Source organism: Ottowia sp., from assembly GCF_016703145.1.
GTDB lineage: Bacteria > Pseudomonadota > Gammaproteobacteria > Burkholderiales > Burkholderiaceae_C > Ottowia.
The window spans coordinates 419,763-433,429 of sequence record NZ_JADJCO010000005.1 but is presented as its reverse complement, the minus strand read 5'-3'; the positions used below and the strand labels follow the sequence as shown (position 1 = coordinate 433,429).

Below are 13,667 nucleotides of genomic sequence, written 5' to 3'. Positions count from 1 at the left end.
AAGCAATACAGACGATGCCGATGGTATGCGCTCCGCAGCAAGGACAATACGCTCCATGAAAACCCCCGAACTGCTGCTGCCCGCCGGCAGCCTCGACAAGATGCGCGCCGCCTACGACTTCGGCGCCGACGCGGTGTACGCCGGCCAGCCGCGCTACAGCCTGCGCGCGCGCAACAACGACTTCCGGCTGGAGCAGATCGCCCAAGGCATCGCCGAGGCGCACGCCCGCGGCAAGAGGTTCTTCGTCACCAGCAACCTGATCGCCCACAACGACAAGCTGCGCACCTACCTGCGCGACCTGGAGCCGGTGGTGCAGCTCAAGCCCGACGCGCTGATCATGGCCGACGCCGGCCTGATCATGCTGGTGCGCGAGAAGTGGCCGCACATCCCCGTGCACCTGAGCGTGCAGGCCAACACCACCAACTGGGCGGCGGTCAAGTTCTGGCAGCGCATGGGCGTGGCGCGCATCATCCTGTCGCGCGAGCTGAGCCTGGCCGAGGTCGAGCAGATCCGCCAGGAATGCCCGGACATGGAACTGGAGGTGTTCGTGCACGGCGCGCTGTGCATCGCCTATTCGGGCCGCTGCCTGCTGTCCGGCTACTTCAACCGCCGCGACCCCAACCAGGGCACCTGCACCAACGCCTGCCGCTGGAACTACAAGACGCTGGGCGCCGACGTCGATCCCAACACCGGCGAGGCGCTGGCCCAGGGCGGCCGGCTCGACGGCTTCGACTTCGCCGCCGCCGAGGAGGACGCGGCCCGCGAGCCCTCCACCTGCGGCGGCGGCCAGCGCCACCCGGCGGCCGACAAGGTCTACCTGATCGAGGAAGCCGGCCGCCCCGGCCAGCTCATGCCCCTCATGGAGGACGAGCACGGCACCTACATCATGAACAGCAAGGACCTGCGCGCCGTCGAGCAGGTCGAGAAGCTGGCGAGGATCGGCGTCGATTCGCTCAAGATCGAGGGCCGCACCAAGAGCCTGTACTACGTCGCCCGCACCGCGCAGACCTACCGCCGCGCCATCGACGACGCCGTGGCCGGGCGCCCGTTCAACCCGCGGCTCATCACCGAGCTGGAGGGCCTGGCCAACCGCGGCTACACCAGCGGCTTCCTGGAGCGCCGCCCAGCGCAGGACTACCAGAACTACGAGACGGGCCATTCGGTGGCCACGCGCAGCCAGTTCGTCGGCGAAGTAAAGGCGGTGCGGGACGGCTGGGCCGAGGTCGAGACCAAGAATCGCTTCGCCGTCGGCGACTGGATCGAGATCATCCACCCGCAGGGCAACCGCACCGTGCGGCTGGAGACGATGAAGAACGCCGAGGGCGAGCCCGTGCAGGTGGCGGCCGGCAACCCGCTGCGGGTGTGGATCCCCATCGACGGGCCGGCCGAGCACGCCCTCATCGCGCGCCTGGCGGCGGCGCCGGCGGGCTGAGCGATGTCAAGCCTTTTTGCCTTGAAACCCGCACGGGTATTGTGCCAACAGCTATGTTTCATATAGCTCGCTCACGCTGATCTATCGCCATCCGGGGCAGGACCCGAGCGGCATATTGCGTTCGCGCGGAACGCGAAAAGCGCTGCGGAAAGAGGCCGCACGGGGTTGGGGGTCAGGCGGCCCGCCGCGCAAGATCGTCCCGGCGCCTTCTGGATGGCGCTAGAACACCAGCGTCCTCACCCCCGCCGGCGTGCCCAGCAGGCACACCTGCGCCTTCTGGTGCGCGAACACGCCGACGGTGACCACGCCGGGCCACTGGTTCACCTCGCTCTCGAACGCCAGCGGGTCGGCGATCGCCAGGCCGCGCACGTCCAGGATGTGCTGGCCGTTGTCGGTGACCAGGGGCCGGCCGTCCTTGAGCCGCAAGGTGGCCTCGCCGCCCAGGGCGGCGAACTGGCGCGCGATGCGCCGCGCCGCCATCGGGACCACCTCCACCGGCAGCGGGAAGGCGCCCAGCCGCCCGACCAGCTTGGACTCGTCGGCGATGCAGACGAAGCGCCGCGACTGCGCCGCGACGATCTTCTCGCGCGTGAGCGCGGCGCCGCCGCCCTTGATCATGTGGCCCTGGCCGTCGATCTCGTCCGCGCCGTCGATGTAGACGGCGATCTCGTCCACCTCGTTGCAGTCGAACACGCGGATGCCCAGGCCCTTGAGCCGCGCGGTCGAGGCCTCGGACGAGGACACGGCGCCCGCGATGCGGTCCTGGATGCCCGCCAGCGCGTCGATGAACTTGTTCACCGTCGAGCCCGTGCCCACCCCCACGATCGCCCCCGCCACCACGTGGTCGAGCGCGGCCCGGCCAACCATGGCCTTCAGTTCGTCCTGCGTCATTTGCGACAATTTCCCGTTGTTCCAATCGATGAAAAGAATTATCCGATGAGCCTCCTCCCTTACGGCCTGGCGCGGCCGCTGCTCTTCAGCCTCGATGCCGAGGCCGCGCACGAACTCACCATCGACATGTTGTCGCGCGCCCAGGGCACGCCGCTGGAATGGGCCTGGTGCAGCCCGCGCGTGCGCGACCCGGTCACGCTGGCGGGCCTGGTGTTTCCCAACCGGGTGGGGATGGCCGCCGGGCTGGACAAGAACGCCCGCGCCATCGACGGCCTGGGCGCCATGGGCTTCGGCTTCGTCGAGGTGGGCACCGTCACGCCCAAGCCGCAGCCGGGCAACCCAAAGCCGCGCATGTTCCGCCTGCCGCGCGCCGACGCACTGATCAACCGCATGGGCTTCAACAACGAGGGCTCGACGCCTTCGTGCGCCACGTCAGAAACTCTCGTTTTCACAGCGCACAGCGCAATTCAGATGCGGGCCAGCGCATGATTCTGGGCCTGAACATCGGCAAGAACGCCAGCACCCCCATCGAGCGCGCGACCGACGACTACCTGGCCTGCCTGGCCGGCGTGTACCCGTATGCCGATTACGTGACGGTCAACATCTCCAGCCCCAACACCCAGAACCTGCGCGACCTGCAGGGCGACGCCGCGCTGGACGCCCTGCTCTCGGCCCTGAAGTCGCGCCAGGGCGAGCTGGCGCAGGAGCACGGCCGCCGCGTGCCGCTGTTTCTGAAGATCGCGCCTGACCTGGACGAGCCGCAGGTGCAGGCCATCGCCGACGCCCTGCGCCGCCACGGCATGGACGGCGTGATCGCCACCAACACCACGCTCTCGCGCGAGGCGGTGCAGGGCCTGCCGCACGCCGGCGAGGCCGGCGGCCTGTCGGGCGCGCCGGTGCGCGAGGCCAGCAACCGCGTGATCCGCCAGTTGCGGGCGGCGCTGGGGGCGGGCTTTCCCATCATCGGCGTGGGCGGCGTGATGAGCGGGCGCGACGCCGTGGCCAAGATCGAGGCCGGCGCCGACGCGGTGCAGATCTACACCGGGCTGATCTACCGCGGCCCCAACCTGGTGCCGGAAGCGGCGCACGCCCTGCGGCGCCTGCGCGCCGGATGAGCGAAGCCGTTCCCCAGGCCGCCGGCGGGCCCGCCGATGGCCTGCCGCTGCGCGAGCGGCGGCTGGCCATGGCCACCATCCTGCTGGGCATCGGCCTGGCCGTGCTGGACGGCACCCTCGTCACGCTGGCGCTGCCCGCCATCGCGCGGGAGTTTCAGCAAGCGCCCGCCACCGCGATCTGGATCGTCAATGCCTACCAGCTCGCCGTGCTGGTGATGATGCTGCCCTGCGCCGCGCTGGGCGACCGCTTCGGCTACCGGCGCGTGTACCTGTGGGGCGTGGCCGTGTTGCTGGCGGGCAGCCTGGGCTGCGCGCTGTCGCGCGGCCTGCCGGCGCTGATCGCCTGGCGCGCGCTGCAGGGCATGGGCGCGGCCGGCATCATGGGCGTGAACGCCGCGCTGGTGCGCCTGACCTACCCGCACGCCTTGCTGGGGCGCGGCATGGCGCTCAATTCCATCACCGTGGCCGTCACCTCGGTGGCCGGCCCCACGCTGGCCGCGGCGGTGCTGTCGCACGCCAGCTGGCCCTGGCTGTTCGCCATCAACCTGCCGCTGGGCCTGGGCCTGCTGTGGCTGGGCCGCCGCGCGCTGCCGCACCTGCGCAGCGCCACGCCAGTCAGCCTGCGGCCGCTGGACGTGCTGCAGAACGCGGCCATGTTCACGCTGATCTTCCTGGGCGTGGACCTGCTGGGCACGCGCGTGGGCGCCGGCGTCGCCGGGGCGCGGGACGCCGCGCTGGCCGCCGCGCTGCTGCTGGGCGGGGTGGCCGTGGGCGCGGTGTTCGTGCGCGGCCAATTGCGGCAGGACGTGCCGCTGCTGCCGGTGGACCTGCTGCGCATCCCGGTGTTCGCGCTGTCCATGTGCACCTCGGTCACCGCCTTCGCGGCGCAGACGCTGGGCCAGATCGCCCTGCCCTTTCTGCTGCTGGTGGGCCTGGGGCGGTCGCCGGCGCAGACCGGGGCGCTGATGGCCGCGTGGCCGCTGGGCTCGATCGCCATGGCGCCGGTCGCGGGCCGCCTGATCGGGCGCTGCAACGCCGGCGTGCTGAGCGCCATCGGCCTGTGGCTGATGGCCGCCGGGCTGGCGCTGCTGGCCCTGCTGCCCGCGGCGCCGGACAACGCCGGCATCGCCTGGCGCATGGCGCTGTGCGGCGTCGGCTTCGCGCTGTTCCAGTCACCCAACAACTACACCATCGTCACCTCGGCCCCGGTCCACCGCGCGGGCGGCGCGGGCGGCATGCTGGGCACGGCGCGGCTCACGGGGCAGAGCGCGGGCGCGGTGCTGCTGGCCATCGTGTTCAGCGCCGCGCCGCCGCCGTCCGGCCCGCCCGTCGCGCTGGCGCTGGGCGCGGCCTGCGCGGCGGTGGCGGGGCTCTTCAGCCTGTCGCGGCGGCGCGGGTTGATGCCGGCGGCCGGGGCGTAGCAGGCCGTTCAGGCCAGCATGGCCGCCACGGCCGCGCCGATCGCCAAGCAGCTCGTCAGGCCGGGCGATTCGATGCCGAACAGGTTGACCAGCCCCGGCACGCCGTGCTCGCGCGGGCCCTGGATGGCGAAGTCCGCCGCCGGCTCGCCGGGGCCGCTGATCTTGGGGCGGATGCCGGCGTAGCCCGGTTGCAGCGCACCGTCCGGCAGGCCGGGCCAGTAGCGGCGCACCTCGGCGTAGAAGGCGTCGCCGCGCTTCGGATCGACCTGCAGGTCGGCGGACGAATCCACCCACTGCACGTCGGGGCCGAACTTGGCCTGCCCGCCCAGGTCCAGCGTCAGGTGCACGCCCAGGCCGCCCGGCTCGGGCACGGGGTAGATCAGCCGCGTGAACGGCGCGCGGCCGCCGAGCGTGAAGTAGCTGCCCTTGGCGAAGTACGCGCGTGGCACGCAGCGCGCCGGCAGCCTCCGCGTCAGCCTCGCCAGCATCGGGGCGTGCAGGCCGGCGGCGTTGACCACCTGGCGCGCAACCAGCACGGTGCCGTCTTTTACTGTGATTTCGATAGCGCCTGGCACAGATTCCATGCCGGCTGCGAGCCCAATAACCTCTGAATGGCAGGCCAGCAGGCCGCCCGCGTGCTCCAGGTCGCCCAGCAGCGCCAGCATGAGGCCGTGGCTGTCCACGATGCCGGTGGACGGCGACAGCAGCGCCGCGTGGCAGGCCAGTTGCGGCTCCAGCGCCTGGGCCTCCTCGCGCGTGAGCAGCCGCAGGTCCTCCACCGCATTGGCGGCGGCGCCGGCCTGGATGGCGCGCAGCTCATCGACCTGCGCCGCGCTGGTGGCCACGATCAGCTTGCCGCAGCGCCGGTGGCCGATGCCGCTCTCGGCGCAGTAGTCGTACAGCATCTGCCTGCCCTGCACACACAGCCGCGCCTTGAGCGAGCCGGCCGGGTAGTAGATGCCCGCGTGAATGACCTCGCTGTTGCGCGCGCTGGTGCCGGTGCCGAAGCTCTCGGCCGCCTCCAGCAACATCACCTCGCGCCCCGCCAGCGCCAACGCGCGCGCCGCCGCCAGCCCGACCACGCCGGCGCCAATGACGACGGTATCGACTTGTTCCGTGATGCTCATGACGCCAGCCTTTCTTCGTCTTCAGGTGTCTTGCATTCAGATCCGCGACCGCTCCGGCCACCGGCGTCGCGCAGGGTCGCGCCGGTAACAAGCGTGAGCAAGATTCGCCCGTGCCCATGGTAAGGCGGCGCGAACCGTGGAGCATCCCGATACGCTCGCCGCAGTCGCTTACTCGTGCGCGGCTGGCGCCGGCCTAGATTGAACCCGTGTCGGCGGACGTCCCGCCGTCAAAAGGAGTTCTCACCATGAAACCAGCACTGTCCCTCCTTACCCTTCTGGCCGCCGGCCTGTTCGCCGGCAGCAGCATGGCCATGACCGACCAGGAATACAAGGCCGAGCGGGACCGCATCGCGGCCGACTACAAGGCCGCCAAGGCCCAGTGCGACGCGCTGAAGGGCAACGCCGAGGACGTGTGCGAGGAACAGGCCAAGGGCGCCGAGAAAGTCGCCGGGGCCGAACTGGAGGCCAAGCGCAATCCGTCGGACGGGACGCAGCGCAATGTGGAGTTGGCCAAGGCCAATGCCGAGTACGGAGTGGCCAAGGAGAAGTGCGACGACCTGAGCGGCGAGGCCAAGATCACCTGCCGCAAGGACGCCTCGGCGGCGCACAAGGCCGCGCGCGACCGTATGACTGCGTCGACGCCGCTGCCCAGCAGGTAATCCGCGGAGCCGGAGGAGCTATCCGAAAACTACGGAATCGATAGCTGCCAGCTCAGTATCCACGCCGGCTGATGGCCTATTTGGCTTGAAACCGAAATCCGGTCAGACCGCCAGCGGCACCAGCCGCCAACCGCGCGCCGGGGTGGCGGGATTCAGCAGCAGGTCGATGTTGGGGTGCGCGCCGGGCCGGTCGCGGGCGTCGGCCACGTGCTCGGCGAACCACGCCAGCCCTTGCGCCACGGCTTCGGCGTCCAGCCGGCCGCCGAAGCGGTCGGCCAGCGCGTGGTAGACGCGCAGCGAACCCATCTTGCCCGGCGCGGCGGGAATGTGGCGCACCACGGCGCCCGCGCCATCGACGACGTCGAGGCCGCGCAGGTGGTCGGCGGTGGGCAAGGTGGCGAGGGTCTGCTGGAAGTCCATGGGTGAGAGCTCGTTGATCGCGTGATTCAGTCCGCCCACACCACCAGCCCCGTCCACCACGTCGCCAGCACCACGGCGCCGAAGCCGATGCGGTACCAGGCGAAGGGCACGAAGCTGTGGCTGGCGATGTAGCGCAGCAGCCAGCGCACGCAGATCCAGGCGCTGGCGAAGGAGAACAGCAGGCCGGTGGCGAACATCGGCGCGTCGGCCCACGACAGCAGCGCGCGCTGCTTGTAGAGCGAGTACGCGCCGGCGCCGACCAGCGTGGGAATGGCCAGGAAGAACGAGAAGTCCGTGGCCGCCTTGCGCGACAGCCCCAGCAGCATGCCGCCGATGATGGTGGCGCCCGAGCGGCTGGTGCCCGGCACCATGGCCAGGCACTGCGCCAGGCCGACCTTGAGGGCGTCGAGCGCGCCCATCTCGTCCACGCTCTGGATGCGCGCGGCGCTCTGCGGGCGCCGCTCGGCCCAGAGGATGACGAAGGCGCCCAGGATGAAGGTGGTGGCCACCACCTGCGGGGTGAACAAGTGCGCCTGGATGGCCTTGCCCGCCAGCAGCCCCAGCGCCACGGCGGGCGCGAAGCCTATGGCGACGTTCAGCACGAGCCGCCGCGCCTGCCCGCCGTGGGGCAGCGCGCGCAGCGTGTCGCGGATCTTCTGCCAGTAGACGATGATCACCGCGACGATGGCGCCGGTCTGGATGGCGATGTCGAAGACCTTGGCCTTGGCGTCGGAGAACCCCAGCAGGCTGCCGGCCAGGATCAGGTGGCCGGTGCTCGAAATGGGCAGGAACTCGGTCAGGCCCTCCACCACGCCCATCAGGGCGGCCTTGGCCAGCAATGCGAAATCCACGGAAAACACCTTTCAATAAGCTACATGTTTCATAGCTTCGGGCGTAGATTCTACCGGGGCTTCAGGCACTTTTCTCCAGCGGAGGCGCGCAGAGGGGGTGTCACTTGCCGCCCGCGGCGCGCAGCAGGTCGGCCACGCGCCGCTGGCCCCGGCGCTCGGCGTGCCGCAGGGGCGTGACGCCCTGGCGGTCGGCCAGGTTCACCTGCGCGCCGCGCGCCAGCAGCAGGCGCGCGATCTGCACGTAGGTGGCGCTGCCGTCGCCCAGGACCACCGTCTCCAGCAGCGCCGTCCAGCCCAGGTCGTTGACGTGGTTCACGTCGATGGGCGTGCTGAGCAGCAGGCGCACCGTCTCCAGGTGGCCGCGCTCGCAAGCCGGGATCAGGCCGGTGCCGCCGTAGCGGTTGGTGCTGGCCACGTCGGCCCCGGCGCCGAGCGTGGCGCGCACGATCTCGGTCAGGCCCTGCGCCGACGCCAGCAGGAAGGCGCTGTCGCGTTGGCGGTCCTGCGCGTTGACGTTGGCGCCGCGGTCGATCAGCAGCCGCACCGTGGGCACGTGGCGCGCCAGGGTGGCCAGCAGCACGGGCGTGCGCCCGTCGGCGTCGCGCGCCTCGATGGCCGCGCCCGCGTCCAGCGCGCGGCGCACCGCCGCCGCGTCGCCGGCGCGGGCAGCGGCCAGCAACTGCTGGTCCTGCGGCGACAGGGGCACGGGCGGCGGTGGCTTGGCGGCGGCCGGCGCCTTGGCCGGGGCCTTGGCCCAGGCCGCGCGCGGCGCCGCCAACCCCAGGCCGATGGCCCCGCACATCAAGGCGCGGCGCGGCAACCGGGGCGCAAGGAGGTCGAAAGGCGGCATGGGCCCGATTATGGGCGCGCCGCTGGCGCGCCACCCGTGCATCTGGCACCGCGCCGGGCGCGTTTCGTCGCAAGCCGCTGGCCCGGCGCGCGGGCGGCCGGCACAGTGGCGCCATCCACACCGCCTACCCGAGAGCCGCGCCATGACACTCACTCCCCTCGTCGCCATCCACATGAGCGCCGCGCTCGGCGCGCTGGCGTTGGGCCCCGTTGCCCTGTGGGCGCGCCAGGGGCGCGTGCAGCGGCCCCGGCTGCACCGCGCCTTCGGCTATGCCTGGGTCACGCTGATGCTCGCCACGGCGCTCAGCGCCATCTTCATCCGCGATTTCAGTCTGCCCAACTGGGGCGGCTACACGCCCATCCACCTGCTGGTGCCGGTCACCCTGCTCGGCCTGCTGGGCGCCTTCGTCAATCTGGCGCGGCACGACGTCGCCGGGCACGCCGCGCTGATGCGCCGGCTCTACTTCCTCGCCTGCGTCGGCGCCGGCGTGTTCACCCTGCTGCCCGGGCGCTACCTGGGCGGCCTGCTCTGGGGCGGCGCCGCTGCCGCCCTGTCCTCGTCACACCCCGACCTGTCCGGAGATGTCCCCATGCTGCTGCAACTCGTCACCCACCACCCCGGCGCCATCGCCGGCATCCTGAAGAACACGCCCCTCTACGTCTGGGGCATCCTCGCTGGCCTGCTGGTGCTGGGCGCCACCCAGGTGCGCGACCGCTCGGCCAGCCTGCTGCGCGTGTCGGCCATGCCGCTGGCCATGACCGCCTTCTCGGCCTGGGGCCTGGCGTCGGCCTTCGGCGGCTCGCCGCTGTGGGCGCCGGTGCTCGCGCTCTGGCTGGGCACCGCCGCCGCCGTGCTGGCCGCGACCGCCTGGGGCCGCGCCAACGCCACCTACGACGCCGCCGCGCGCCGCTACGCGCTGCCCGGCAGCTGGGCGCCGCTGGCGCTGATCGTGGGCATCTTCCTGACCAAGTACGCCGTGGGCGTGGAACTGGCGCTGCAGCCCGGCCAGATCGCCCAGCCCGGCTTCGCCCTGCCGGTGGCCGCGCTGTACGGCGTGTTCAGCGGCCTGTTCGTCGGCCGCGCCGCGCGCCTGTGGCGGCTGGCCTGGCGCCCCGCCGCGCGGCCCCTTCCCCGCGCCGCCTGAAACCCTGCCGCCCGCCCACCAAGGAAACGCCATGAACACGCCCGATCCCCGCCCCGACCTCGAACGCATCGCGCGCCGCCGCGCGGGCCTCAAGCTCGGCTTGTACCTCCACGCCGCCGTGTACGTGGCGGTCAACCTGGTGCTGATGGCGCTGGCCTTCTCGACGGGCCGCCATTGGGCGCTCTACCCGCTGCTCGGGTGGGGCCTGGGACTGGCGATCCACGGCGCCGTGGTGCTCGCGCTGGCGAGCGGCCTGCACGAGCGGCTGGTGCGGGCCGAGCGCGAGCGGCTGGCCCGGCGCGGATGATTCCAGAAAAAATCAGCCCCATGCTGGCATCCCGTCTTGGCGGCCAGCTATCACGACAGTAGCATTCGATGATGAAGATCGACTGGCGCGACGCCCTCCGCCACCTGCTGCAGGTGCTGGCCTTCTGCAGCGTGGTGGCGGTGTTCACCACCATGATCTGGGCCGGCAGCGGCTACCCGCACCAACTGGTGTATTCGCTGTGCATCGGGTTGACGACCTGGGGCGTGATCGAGTTCGGCCGCTACCTCGTCGATCCGCGCCACTGCCACCGCGCCGCCGGCGCCGCCAGCCAGGGCTGGCCCAAGGGCTGGCGCGGCGTGGCGCTGACGCTGGCCGGTATCGTGTCGGGCTACTTCGGCGGCTCCAGCGCCGCGCGCCTGCTGCTGGGCGAGGAGATGATGCATCCCCAGCGCGACCTGCCGCTGGGCCTGCTGGTCACCGTGGCGGCGGGCGTGGTCGCCAGCTTCTACTTCCATGCGCGGGGCCGGGCCGCCGCGCTGCAGGCCGAGATCGCCGCCGCCCAGCGCGATGCCAGCGAGGCCCGGTTGAAGCTGCTGGAAACCCAGCTCGAGCCGCACATGCTGTTCAACACCCTGGCCAACCTGCGCGCCCTCATCACCATCGACCCGCCCCGCGCCCTGGTCATGCTGGACCACCTCGACCGCTACCTGCGCGTCACGCTCGCCGGCTCGCGCGCGCTGTCGCACCCGCTGGCCGCCGAGTTCGCGCGGCTGGCGGACTACCTGGCGCTGATGGCCATCCGCATGGGCCCGCGCCTGGCCTACCGGCTGGCGCTGCCCGAGGCGCTGCGCGATCTGCCCGTGCCGCCGCTGCTGCTGCAGCCGCTGGTCGAGAACGCCATCCGCCACGGGCTGGAGCCGCGCGTGGCAGGCGGCCGCATCGACATCAGCGCCGCGCTGCAGGACGATGGGCTGCGGCTGGAGGTGGCGGACACCGGTGTCGGCTTCGACCCGCAGGGCGCGCCGCGCGCCGACTGCTTCGGCCTGGCGCAGGTTCGCGAGCGCGTGGTCTCCGCCCATGGTGGGCGCGGACGTGTGGAGGTCCGGTCCAATCCCGGTCAGGGGACCACGGTGCGCGTCACGCTGCCGCTGGATACCATCGCGTGAGCCCGCCCATGCCCACCGCCCTGATCGCCGAAGACGAACCGCTGCTGGCTGCCGCGCTGAAGGCCGAGCTGGCGCGCGCCTGGCCCGAGCTGCGCGTCGTCGCCACCGTGGGCGACGGCGCCAGCGCGGTCGAGCAGGCGCTGGCGCTGCGCCCCGATGTGCTGTTCTTCGACATCCGCATGCCGGGCCTGAGCGGCCTGGACGCAGCCGCCGAGCTGGCCGACCGCTGGGACGAGCGCCACGGCCCGTTCCCGGCGCTGGCCTTCGTCACCGCCTACGACCAGTACGCCGTGAAGGCCTTCGAAACCCAGGCGCTGGACTATGTGCTCAAGCCGGTGCAGCCCGAGCGGCTGGCAAAAACAGTGCAAAAACTGCGCTCAGTCCGCACTGCCATTTGGTCAAAAGCTATTAAAACGGGAGCAAACAGTCCGGCCGATTCGAGCTTGCAAGCCACGGCCGAGCGGCTGGGCCAGCTGCTGGCCGCGCTGCAGCCCGCCGCCCCGGCCGCCGCGCCGCTGCGCCAGTTGCAGGTCAGCCCCGCGGGATCGGGCGGCGCCACCATCCGCATGGTGCCGATGGACGAAGTGGTGTACCTGCAGGCCGCCGACAAGTACGTGCGCGTGGTCACGGCCCGCGGCGAGCACCTGCTGCGCACCCCCCTGAAAGAACTGCTGCCGCAGCTCGACCCGCAACGGTTCTGGCAGATCCACCGCTCCGCCGTGGTGCGCGCCGACGCCATCGACACCGTGGAGCGCGACGAGGCGGGCCGGCTCCACCTGGCCCTGCGCGGCTGCCCCGACCGGCTGGCCGTGAGCCGGCTCTACGCGCACCTGTTCAAGGCCATGTAGCCAGCCCCGATCACGCGAGAGCAAGCGCATCGGCACCCGCCGGAAACCGGAGGATCCCGGATTCGTCATGCGCAGCCCGCCACACCGCCTCGGCCACGTCGGATTCGCTCGTCACGGCCGAAGGCTGTGCCAGGGCGGCGAAGCAGGCCTGCGCGAAGGACTGGTATGGCTCGGAAACCAATCCCCGCATGCGCTGCTGCCCGTTGTCGGCGAAGCGCGTGGACGGCCCATAGCCAGGTTCGACCAGCTTGACCCGCACGTTGAACGCCTCCAGTTCGAGGGCGAGCGAACCCGTGAAGCCCTCGATGGCCGTCTTGCTGGCGGTGTACGCCGCCACGAGGGGAAACGGTGCCAGCGCCGCACTCGACGTCACGTTGACGATCACCCCCGACTGGCGGGCGCGGAAACGGGGCAGAACGGCTTGCACCATCGCCATCACGCCGAACGTGTTGGTCTCGAACACGTCGCGCACGGTGGCTATCGGGGTCATCTCGAAAGCGCCGAAGAGCCCGACACATTTCATTGGCGAAAGTCCAGTCATGGTCGATCCGCTCTCGGAAGTCATCGCTTTGCTCCGGCCCCGCGCCGTCTTCAGCAAGCTCATCAGCGGCGCGGGACGATGGGGCGTTCGCTACGCTGCCTTCGAGCAGCCCAGCTTCTGCGCCGTCCTCGAGGGCCGTTGCCTCCTGGCGGTGGAGGGGCAAGAGGCCGTCACCCTGGAGGCGGGCGATTTCGTGCTCATGCCCGCGACGCCCGGCTTCACCCTGTCGGGTTTCGAGCCCGTGGCGCCGCGGCACCTCGACCCGAGGACGTCGCCCTCCCCCACGGGCGAGGTTCGCCACGGAAGACGCGGGGGCAGGCCGGACGTCCGCAGGCTGGGCGGGCACTTTCTCCTGGATTCGCCTGACGCGGCCCTGCTGGTAACGCTGCTGCCCGTGCTGCTGCACGTGCGCGGCGTGGAAAGGCTGGCCGTGCTGGTGCGGCTGGTCCGGGACGAATCCATGACGCAGCGTCCTGGCCGCGAGCATGTGCTCGCCAGGCTGGTCGAAGTGCTGCTGATCGAAGCCCTGCGCTCGATGCCGGGCGAAGCCGCATCGCCGGGATTCCTGCGCGGGCTGTCCGATGCGCGCCTGGCGGCCGCGATGCGGCTCATGCACGGCGATCCGGCCCGCTCCTGGACGGTCGAGCAGCTCACGAGAAAGGCCGCGCTCTCACGGTCCGCGTTCTTCGAGCGGTTCACCCGCGCCCTGGGGCTGCCGCCGATGGAATATCTGCTGGCGTGGCGCATGGCCCTCGCGAAGGATCTGCTCCGGCGCCACGGCGTGGCCGTCGCGGCGGTCGCCGAACGGGTCGGCCATGGGTCCGCCAGCACCTTCAGCACCGCGTTCAGCCGGCACGTCGGCCAGCCCCCGGGCCGCCACGCGCGCATGCATCGAGAAAACCGGCCACTGAGCTGAGCGGCTTTTCGCCCTGCC

At 71.5% G+C, this 13,667-nt stretch carries 13 protein-coding genes and 3 pseudogenes; 10 read left to right on the top strand and 6 right to left on the bottom strand.

All coding sequences use genetic code 11. From position 1 onward, the window contains the following. Positions 1 to 55 precede the first annotated feature (55 nt). Positions 56 to 1,432, top strand: coding sequence for a tRNA 5-hydroxyuridine modification protein YegQ (gene yegQ, locus IPG65_RS15190; RefSeq protein ID WP_293191372.1), 1,377 nt, complete (start codon positions 56 to 58; stop codon positions 1,430 to 1,432). A gap of 219 nt (positions 1,433 to 1,651) precedes the next feature. Here yegQ and rpiA read toward each other — a convergent pair whose 3' ends face one another. Then, a complete protein-coding gene (gene rpiA, locus IPG65_RS15185) occupies positions 1,652 to 2,323 on the bottom strand; it encodes a ribose-5-phosphate isomerase RpiA (RefSeq protein ID WP_293191370.1) in 672 nt (223 codons plus the stop codon). 45 nt (positions 2,324 to 2,368) lie between these two features. Here rpiA and IPG65_RS15180 point away from each other — a divergent pair. Further along, positions 2,369 to 3,438 (top strand): annotated as a pseudogene (locus IPG65_RS15180) (quinone-dependent dihydroorotate dehydrogenase). Further along, a complete protein-coding gene (locus tag IPG65_RS15175; protein WP_293191368.1) occupies positions 3,435 to 4,859 on the top strand; it encodes an MFS transporter in 1,425 nt (474 codons plus the stop codon). Before IPG65_RS15180 ends, IPG65_RS15175 begins: the two are co-directional and overlap by 4 nt. An 8-nt stretch (positions 4,860 to 4,867) precedes the next feature. Here IPG65_RS15175 and IPG65_RS15170 read toward each other — a convergent pair whose 3' ends face one another. Beyond that, on the bottom strand, positions 4,868 to 5,980 hold the full coding sequence (locus IPG65_RS15170) for an NAD(P)/FAD-dependent oxidoreductase (protein WP_293193008.1): 1,113 nt from the start codon (positions 5,978 to 5,980) through the stop codon (positions 4,868 to 4,870). Positions 5,981 to 6,231: 251 nt separating this feature from the next. Here IPG65_RS15170 and IPG65_RS15165 point away from each other — a divergent pair, with 251 nt between their 5' ends. Further along, complete coding sequence (locus IPG65_RS15165) at positions 6,232 to 6,645, top strand: hypothetical protein (protein WP_293191366.1); 414 nt, start codon at positions 6,232 to 6,234, stop codon at positions 6,643 to 6,645. A 102-nt stretch (positions 6,646 to 6,747) separates the two neighbouring features. On the opposite strand, the gene IPG65_RS15160 is transcribed toward IPG65_RS15165, so the two are convergent. From IPG65_RS15160 to IPG65_RS15150, 3 genes are all read right to left on the bottom strand, one after another. Further along, positions 6,748 to 7,065: a DUF2322 family protein gene (locus IPG65_RS15160; protein ID WP_293191364.1), complete on the bottom strand. Its 318-nt coding sequence runs from the start codon at positions 7,063 to 7,065 to the stop codon at positions 6,748 to 6,750. 26 nt (positions 7,066 to 7,091) lie between these two features. After that, complete coding sequence (locus IPG65_RS15155; protein WP_293191362.1) at positions 7,092 to 7,916, bottom strand: undecaprenyl-diphosphate phosphatase; 825 nt, start codon at positions 7,914 to 7,916, stop codon at positions 7,092 to 7,094. A gap of 100 nt (positions 7,917 to 8,016) precedes the next feature. Then, entirely contained in the window at positions 8,017 to 8,766 is a 750-nt protein-coding gene (locus tag IPG65_RS15150; RefSeq protein ID WP_293191359.1) for an ankyrin repeat domain-containing protein, read from the bottom strand. 142 nt (positions 8,767 to 8,908) lie between these two features. On the opposite strand from IPG65_RS15150, the pseudogene IPG65_RS15145 reads away from it, so the two are divergent. From IPG65_RS15145 to IPG65_RS15130, 5 genes and pseudogenes are all read left to right on the top strand, one after another. After that, positions 8,909 to 9,298 (top strand): annotated as a pseudogene (locus tag IPG65_RS15145) (DUF2306 domain-containing protein); the annotation flags it as partial. Between the two features lie 57 nt (positions 9,299 to 9,355). Continuing rightward, positions 9,356 to 9,910 (top strand): DUF6622 family protein, encoded by a 555-nt coding sequence (locus IPG65_RS19395; RefSeq protein WP_366932152.1) that lies wholly within the window; start codon positions 9,356 to 9,358, stop codon positions 9,908 to 9,910. A gap of 31 nt (positions 9,911 to 9,941) precedes the next feature. After that, entirely contained in the window at positions 9,942 to 10,217 is a 276-nt protein-coding gene (locus tag IPG65_RS15140; RefSeq protein ID WP_293191356.1) for a 2TM domain-containing protein, read from the top strand. Between the two features lie 68 nt (positions 10,218 to 10,285). After that, a complete protein-coding gene (locus IPG65_RS15135) occupies positions 10,286 to 11,344 on the top strand; it encodes a histidine kinase (protein ID WP_366819686.1) in 1,059 nt (352 codons plus the stop codon). Between the two features lie 8 nt (positions 11,345 to 11,352). Then, entirely contained in the window at positions 11,353 to 12,192 is an 840-nt protein-coding gene (locus tag IPG65_RS15130) for a LytTR family DNA-binding domain-containing protein (RefSeq protein WP_293191354.1), read from the top strand. A gap of 10 nt (positions 12,193 to 12,202) precedes the next feature. Here IPG65_RS15130 and IPG65_RS15125 read toward each other — a convergent pair. Beyond that, positions 12,203 to 12,706: pseudogene (locus tag IPG65_RS15125) on the bottom strand (SDR family NAD(P)-dependent oxidoreductase); the annotation flags it as partial. A 25-nt stretch (positions 12,707 to 12,731) separates the two neighbouring features. On the opposite strand from IPG65_RS15125, the gene IPG65_RS15120 reads away from it, so the two are divergent. Beyond that, positions 12,732 to 13,649: an AraC family transcriptional regulator gene (locus tag IPG65_RS15120; protein ID WP_293191352.1), complete on the top strand. Its 918-nt coding sequence runs from the start codon at positions 12,732 to 12,734 to the stop codon at positions 13,647 to 13,649. The last annotated feature ends 18 nt before the right edge of the window (positions 13,650 to 13,667 follow it).

Bases quoted from the DNA above. Each gene is read 5' to 3' on its own strand.
- IPG65_RS15130 (WP_293191354.1), top strand. From the start codon at position 11,353: ATGCCCACCGCCCTGATCGCCGAAGACGAACCGCTGCTGGCTGCCGCG.
- IPG65_RS15120 (WP_293191352.1), top strand. From the start codon at position 12,732: ATGGTCGATCCGCTCTCGGAAGTCATCGCTTTGCTCCGGCCCCGCGCC.
- IPG65_RS15135 (WP_366819686.1), top strand. From the start codon at position 10,286: ATGATGAAGATCGACTGGCGCGACGCCCTCCGCCACCTGCTGCAGGTG.
- IPG65_RS15140 (WP_293191356.1), top strand. From the start codon at position 9,942: ATGAACACGCCCGATCCCCGCCCCGACCTCGAACGCATCGCGCGCCGC.
- IPG65_RS15160 (WP_293191364.1), bottom strand. From the start codon at position 7,065: ATGGACTTCCAGCAGACCCTCGCCACCTTGCCCACCGCCGACCACCTG.
- IPG65_RS15165 (WP_293191366.1), top strand. From the start codon at position 6,232: ATGAAACCAGCACTGTCCCTCCTTACCCTTCTGGCCGCCGGCCTGTTC.
- IPG65_RS19395 (WP_366932152.1), top strand. From the start codon at position 9,356: ATGCTGCTGCAACTCGTCACCCACCACCCCGGCGCCATCGCCGGCATC.
- rpiA (WP_293191370.1), bottom strand. From the start codon at position 2,323: ATGACGCAGGACGAACTGAAGGCCATGGTTGGCCGGGCCGCGCTCGAC.
- yegQ (WP_293191372.1), top strand. From the start codon at position 56: ATGAAAACCCCCGAACTGCTGCTGCCCGCCGGCAGCCTCGACAAGATG.
- IPG65_RS15150 (WP_293191359.1), bottom strand. From the start codon at position 8,766: ATGCCGCCTTTCGACCTCCTTGCGCCCCGGTTGCCGCGCCGCGCCTTG.
- IPG65_RS15175 (WP_293191368.1), top strand. From the start codon at position 3,435: ATGAGCGAAGCCGTTCCCCAGGCCGCCGGCGGGCCCGCCGATGGCCTG.